This is a genomic window from Variovorax sp. P4_D9, from assembly GCF_056401695.1.
Map to the genome: position 1 here is coordinate 1 of NZ_JBFUIU010000547.1, position 6141 is coordinate 6141.

Genomic DNA, 6141 nt, shown 5'->3' on the forward strand with positions numbered 1-6141 from the left:
CCCGCGCCGGTCGCGGCGCCCGCACCGGTGGCCGTGCCCGCCAAATCGGCCGAATCCGGCCTGTTCGGCTGGATAAAGAGCCTCTTCGGCGGGGCCCCGGCGGCACCGGCTCCGGCCCCCGCGGTGATCCCGGTGGAAGCACCGAAGCCGCGCCGCGATGGCCGCGGCGGGCGCGATGGCGAAGGCGCGCGCACGGCACGCGACGGCGAACAGCGACGCGGCGGCCGTGGCGAAGGCCGCGGTGGTCGTGACGGCGAAGCGCGCAGTGGCGAAGGCCGCGGTGGCGAACGCCGAGGCGGTCGCTCGGGCGAACGCCGTGACGGCGAACGCCGCGAAGGACGCGAAGCCCGCGGCGAGGCCCGCACCGACAGCCAGGTCCGGGAACAGCGCGAGCCGCGTGAAGCACGCGAACCGCGCGAGGCCCGTGCGCCCCGCGACGGCGAGCGTCGCGGGCGCGGCGAGCGCCGCGATGGCGAAGCCCGCCAGTTGCCGGCCGAAGCCACCGACATCCAGCTCGATGCCCAGGCGCTCGCGCCGAACGCCGGCGAAGGCAGCGAAGCCGCCACCCCAGCGGAACGCGCACCGCGCGGACGCGGCGAGCGACGTGAACGCGGTGATCGCGATGGCGCCCGCGAACGCAACGGCGACGTGTCCCGCGAAGTCCAGGGCGAGGCCACCCCGGAAGGTGCTTCGAGCGAGCGCGGCGCACGCAGTGGACGCGGCGAGGACCGCCCGCCGCGTGGCGAGCGCGGCGACGGCCGCCGCGAACGGCGCAACGACGGGCCGGCGCGCCCGCCGGAAGCAGCGGGCGCGGCGGAGTCATCGCCCGCCGAGGTCAACACCACGGAGTTCGCCGCGAACGAGGATCAGGGCGAGGCCGCGCCGCGCCGCGAAGGCGACGAGCGCCGCGGCCGGTCGCGCGACCGTTATGGTCGCGATCGCCGCGAGCGCGGTCCGCGCGAAGATGCGGGCGACGCGGTGCCCGCGACGGCCGCGGCACCGGTCGAAGTCGAGGAAGCTGCCGTCCACTCGGCACTGCCGCCGGCGCCGGTTCGCGCCGAACGCCCCACCGTGGCGCCGGCAGCGCCGATCGTGGTCGAAGCCAAGGCCCCGTCCTCGCGCGCACTGCCGAAGGTCCAGCCCTTCCAACTGCCGCTCGACGAACTGGCCCAGGTCGCGGAAGGCTCGGGCCTGCACTGGGTCAACTCGGATGCCGAGCGCGTGGCAGCGGTTCGCGCGGCCATCGATGCAGAACCCAAGCCCCGGCACGTGCCACGCGAACGCCCGCCGGCGATCGTGATCGACGAAGGTCCGCTGGTGCTGGTGGAAACCCGCCGCGACCTGGGATCGATGACGCTGCCCTTCGAGGATGCAGCGCGCGGCGCCAACGCAGCGCACTGAGGCCAGAGGCGGCCATGTTCAAGGGAGGCCATGGCCTCCCTTTTTCGTTTCCGCCATGCCTTTTCCACCGTTCTGGCCTGTCAGGGAGGAAATGCGCCTCTCTCTCATTCCGTGTGCTCGCAAACGAAGCCATAGGTACTAATACCCATAATCTCGAACGGCGTGCGCAAACAACAAGTTGATGCCACTTCCCGTTAACAATTTGTCATACCAAAGGACTACACTCCTACAAACGTTATTGCGCTGCACCATTACTCTCTGCCATGGGTTGTGACAGAGGAGGCAGCCTACGCCGTTTGGCGGACGATGTACGGCTTTAGTTGACACGACAGCGGCTGCGACATATGTTCAAATTCTTGCGGATAGTAGTAAAGCGTTACACTGCCACGCTCTAGATTGAGGCAGCACCCGTTACGGGGGAATATCAGATGTTTCGTTCCGATTCGACCGCCAGCGGCAACGTGGTCCAACGCTTCACCCCGGACGGAAGCGGCCCTTCCGCGCCCCCCGTTCAAGCCAGTCCGCGCCGTCTCTCGCTGCTCCAGCGCATCACCAAGCGCAGCCTCGACATTTTCGGCGCCCTGTTCTTCTTCGTCGTCTTCGGGCCGCTCTACCTGCTGGTTGCGCTGGGCGTCCTGATCAGCATGGGGCGCCCGGTGCATTTCTGGCAGACCCGGCTCGGCGAACATGGCCAGCGCTTCCGCTTCTACAAGTTCCGCTCGATGGTCCGCAACTCGGATGACGTGCTGGACGAGTTCCTGAGCCGCAGCGACATGGCCCGCACCGAGTGGGACACCTTCCAGAAGTTGGAGAAGGACCCGCGCATCACGCCGATCGGCCACTTCATCCGCAAGATGAGCCTGGACGAACTGCCGCAGTTCTGGAATGTCCTCAAGGGCGACATGAGCCTGGTCGGCCCCCGCCCCTGCATGGAGCGCCAGCGCAGCCTCTACGGCAAGGGCTGGGAGCACTACTGTGCGATGCGCCCCGGCATCACCGGCCTCTGGCAAGTCAGCGGCCGGAACCGGCTCTCCTATGCCCGCCGCGTCGAACTCGACGTCGAATACGTCAGCAACTGGTCGTTATGGCTCGACATCAAGATCCTGCTGAGGACGGTTCGGGCCGTCATCACCGGCGAGGGGTCGCGATGAGCGATATCCAACCGGTGGTCCTCTGCGGAGGCAGCGGGACCCGCTTGTGGCCGCTCTCGCGCAAGACGCTGCCCAAGCAATTCGCACCGCTGGTCGATAACAAGAGCCTGCTGCTGCTCACGCTCGAGCGGCTGCGCCAGCTCAATCCGGCGGTGACCTGCGTGGCCGCGGAGGAGCATCGCTTCCTGGTGCAGGAAGCGATCGACGCGGCGCAGGTCAGCGGCAAGCAGCTACTCGAGCCGGTGGCGCGCAACACCGCCGCCGCCATGACCGCTGTGGCCTTGCTGGCCGACCCGGATCAGTTGCTGCTGTTCGCCCCCGCAGATCACTACATCCCCGAGCCGGACCGCTTCGTCGCAACGATCCTGACGGGCATTCCTGCCGCCATGGCCGGCTACCTGGTGACCTTCGGCGTCGAGCCGTCCTTTCCCAGCACCGCCTATGGCTACATCCGCGAGGGCGCCAGGCTCGACAGCGCGCTGGGCGAGGATGCGGGCCGTGCGGTAGCAGCCTTTATCGAGAAACCGCCGGCCGAACGTGCCGAACAACTGCTTCTGGAAGGCGGCAATCTCTGGAACGCCGGCATCCTGCTGGTCCAGGCCAAGGTCCTGATCGCAGCGCTGCAAGCACATGCGCCGGACATCCTCGAGTGCTGTCAGCTGGCCACCGCCGCCATCGAGACCGACGGTGACTTCCTGCGGATGGACCCCACGGTTTTTGGGCGCTGCCGCAGCCAGAGCATCGACTATGCCGTACTCGAGAAGTGCGACCGCGTGGCGGTGATTCCGTTCCAGGGCCGATGGAGCGACGTCGGCAGCTGGAATGCAGTCGCCGATCTCCATGACACGGACGCCAACGGCAACCGCATCAGCGGCCGGGGATTTGCCATGAGCGCGACCAACACCTTCATCCATGCGCCCAGCCGCCCCGTCGTGGCGCTCGGAACCAAGGACCTGCTGGTGATCGACACCCCCGACGCCCTGTTGGTCGTGCATCGGGAGTGCGCAGAACAGGTCAAGGACGTGGTCGCCCTGCTGACCACGCACGGGCACAGCCAGGCCACCCGGCATCGACGCATTCCGAGACCCTGGGGCGCCTACGACAGCATCGACGATGGCGAGCGCTTCGCGGTCAAGCGGCTGACGGTCAAGCCGGGCGCACGGCTGGCCCTGCGGATGCACCACCACCGCGCCGAGCACTGGGTGGTGGTCAAGGGCACGGCGCGCGTGACCTGCGACGACAAGGCCGTGCTGGTGAAGGAGAACGAGTCGATCTACATCCCGGTGGGCGCGGTCTACCGRCTCGAGAACGCCGGCAAGACCRCACTCGAGGTGATCGAGGTCCAGACCGGCGGCTACCTGGGCGAAGACGACATCGTGCGCTTCGCCGACGTCGAGTCGCCCGGCATCGGCAACGCAAGAAAACTCGCCTGACAATATGCAACGGCGACCCCAGGCGGTATTTCAATGAACGAGTTGCACAAGCGGATCTTCGTGGCGGGCCACCGCGGTATGGTTGGCAGCGCCATCGTGCGCTGCCTGGAGCAGCGGGGCCACACCGCGATCCTGACGCGGAGCCACGCCGATCTCGACCTGACGGACCAGGCGCAGGTGCGGGCCTTCTTTGCCGAAGAGAAGCCGCAGGAAGTCTATGTGGCGGCGGCCAAGGTCGGCGGCATCCATGCCAACAACAGCTATCCGGCCGAGTTCATCTATTCGAACCTGATGGTCGAGGCCAACCTGGTCCACGAGTCGTGGCGCACCGGCGTCTCCAAGCTGCTGTTCCTCGGCTCGAGCTGCATCTACCCGCGGCTGGCAGCGCAGCCGATGTCCGAAGACGTGCTCCTGACGGGCAAGCTGGAGCCGACCAACGAGCCCTACGCGATCGCCAAGATCGCCGGCATCAAGCTCTGCGAGAGTTACAACCGCCAGTACGGCTGCGATTTCCGCAGCGTGATGCCGACCAACCTCTACGGACCGGGCGACAACTACCATCCCGAGAACAGCCACGTGCTGCCGGCGATGATCCGCCGCTTCCACGAGGCGAAGGTGAACGATGCCCCGGCGGTCGTGATCTGGGGCACCGGCGCACCGAAGCGGGAGTTCCTCTACGTCGACGACATGGCGCGGGCCTGCGTCCACGTGATGGACCTGCCGCGGGAAACCTATGCGGCCCACACCGACGTCATGGCCAGCCACATCAACGTCGGCACCGGCGAGGACCTGTCGATCGCCGAACTGGCGCAGTTGGTCAGCGAGGTGGTCGGCTACCAGGGCAGCATCCACTACGACACCAGCAAGCCCGACGGCACGCCGCGCAAGCTGCTGGACATTTCGCGCATCCGCAAGCTCGGCTGGAAGCCGAACGTGGCCTTGCGCGACGGCATCGCGACCGCCTACGAAGACTTCTGCAGTGAAGCACTGGTGGCCTGAAGAGCGCTGCACGGGCGTTTTCCAAACATGGGCGCAACTTTCCTTTCCCTCGTTCCGCCGGGCTCCGGAGGCATTCGGGACTACGCGACCGTGATCGGCAACTGCCTGCACGCCCCGCCGTTCGAAATGACCCGGATGACCGACGTCACCGCCCTTTCCGGCGACTGCTTGCTGCTGCACTTCAGCGGCTACGGCTACCAGAAACGCGGCCTGCCAGTCTGGCTGGTCGATCAGATGCGCATCCTGCGCACCCGCTTCCAGGCATTCGGCGTGGTGTTCCACGAGCTGTACGCCTCCAGCCCGCCCTGGGGCTCCGCCTTCTGGCTCGGGGCCTGGCAGCGGCGGATCGCCAGGGAACTGCTCGATCTTTCGGATTTCTGGCTGACCAACCGGGAGGAGTCCGGCCGCTGGCTGCTGGCTCGGCGCGATGCCACACCCCATCGCGTGTTGCCGGTCATCTCGAATGTGGGAGAGCCGGTCTCGATCGACAGCGGCGGGGCGGACAGGGCGCCGCACCTGGTCGTCTTCGGCGGCCCCGGGGTGCGTGCCAATGTCTATCGATGGGCCGGCGGCGAAGTGTTCGACTGCGCCCGACGCAGGGGTCTGGTCATCCACGACATCGGTCCACCGCTGCAGGACCCTTCGCTGGCGCAGCGCCTCGTCCATGAGAAGGCCGTCGTGCGCGGCAGACTGTCGACGCGGGAGGTGAGCCAGGCCCTGTCCAGCGCCAGCTACGGTGCCCTCTCCTATCCCACCGACTACGCGTCGAAGAGCAGCGTGCTGGCCGCCTACAGTGCCCACGGCCTCTGCCCGATCCTGCTCTGGAATGACTACCGGCCGCACGACGGACTGGTCGCCCACGTCAACTACGTTCCCGGTTTCGCGGCGCTCGATGGCGTCGATGCGCGCACCATCGGCCGCCAGGCGCGCCGATGGTACGAGCCGCATTGTGTCGATGCCCATGTCGCCGCCTTGAGGACGATGAGGAGCGAGGCCCGCAAATGAGCGACATCGGCTACTTGTGGACTTCGCGCGAACGGCCGGCGCCGGGCTCCCGGCGCTGGTTTGTCGTCTGGGCCAAGCGGGCACTCCACGCCGTCGGACTGCTCAAGATCATCCTGGCGAGGCGCAGCTTTCGCGTCCGTGGGGTGCAGGTG

General features: G+C 67.5%; 4 protein-coding genes and 1 pseudogene. All 5 read left to right on the plus strand.

The features are described from left to right. Nucleotides 1–1401: pseudogene (locus AC1DY5_RS38310) on the plus strand (Rne/Rng family ribonuclease); the annotation flags it as partial. Nucleotides 1402–1829: 428 nt separating this feature from the next. Beyond that, a complete protein-coding gene (locus AC1DY5_RS38315; RefSeq protein WP_478119685.1) occupies nucleotides 1830–2552 on the plus strand; it encodes a sugar transferase in 723 nt (240 codons plus the stop codon). Then, nucleotides 2549–3985: a mannose-1-phosphate guanylyltransferase/mannose-6-phosphate isomerase gene (locus AC1DY5_RS38320; protein WP_478119686.1), complete on the plus strand. Its 1437-nt coding sequence runs from the start codon at nucleotides 2549–2551 to the stop codon at nucleotides 3983–3985. Before AC1DY5_RS38315 ends, AC1DY5_RS38320 begins: the two co-directional genes overlap by 4 nt. A gap of 33 nt (nucleotides 3986–4018) precedes the next feature. Further along, nucleotides 4019–4984 (plus strand): GDP-L-fucose synthase, encoded by a 966-nt coding sequence (gene fcl / locus AC1DY5_RS38325; RefSeq protein WP_478119687.1) that lies wholly within the window; start codon nucleotides 4019–4021, stop codon nucleotides 4982–4984. A gap of 27 nt (nucleotides 4985–5011) precedes the next feature. Next, nucleotides 5012–5989, plus strand: coding sequence for a hypothetical protein (locus AC1DY5_RS38330; protein WP_478119688.1), 978 nt, complete (start codon nucleotides 5012–5014; stop codon nucleotides 5987–5989). The last annotated feature ends 152 nt before the right edge of the window (nucleotides 5990–6141 follow it).

Coding starts and splice junctions, on each gene's coding strand:
- fcl (WP_478119687.1), top strand. CDS start 4,019: ATGAACGAGTTGCACAAGCGGATCTTCGTGGCGGGCCACCGCGGTATG.
- AC1DY5_RS38315 (WP_478119685.1), top strand. CDS start 1,830: ATGTTTCGTTCCGATTCGACCGCCAGCGGCAACGTGGTCCAACGCTTC.
- AC1DY5_RS38330 (WP_478119688.1), top strand. CDS start 5,012: ATGGGCGCAACTTTCCTTTCCCTCGTTCCGCCGGGCTCCGGAGGCATT.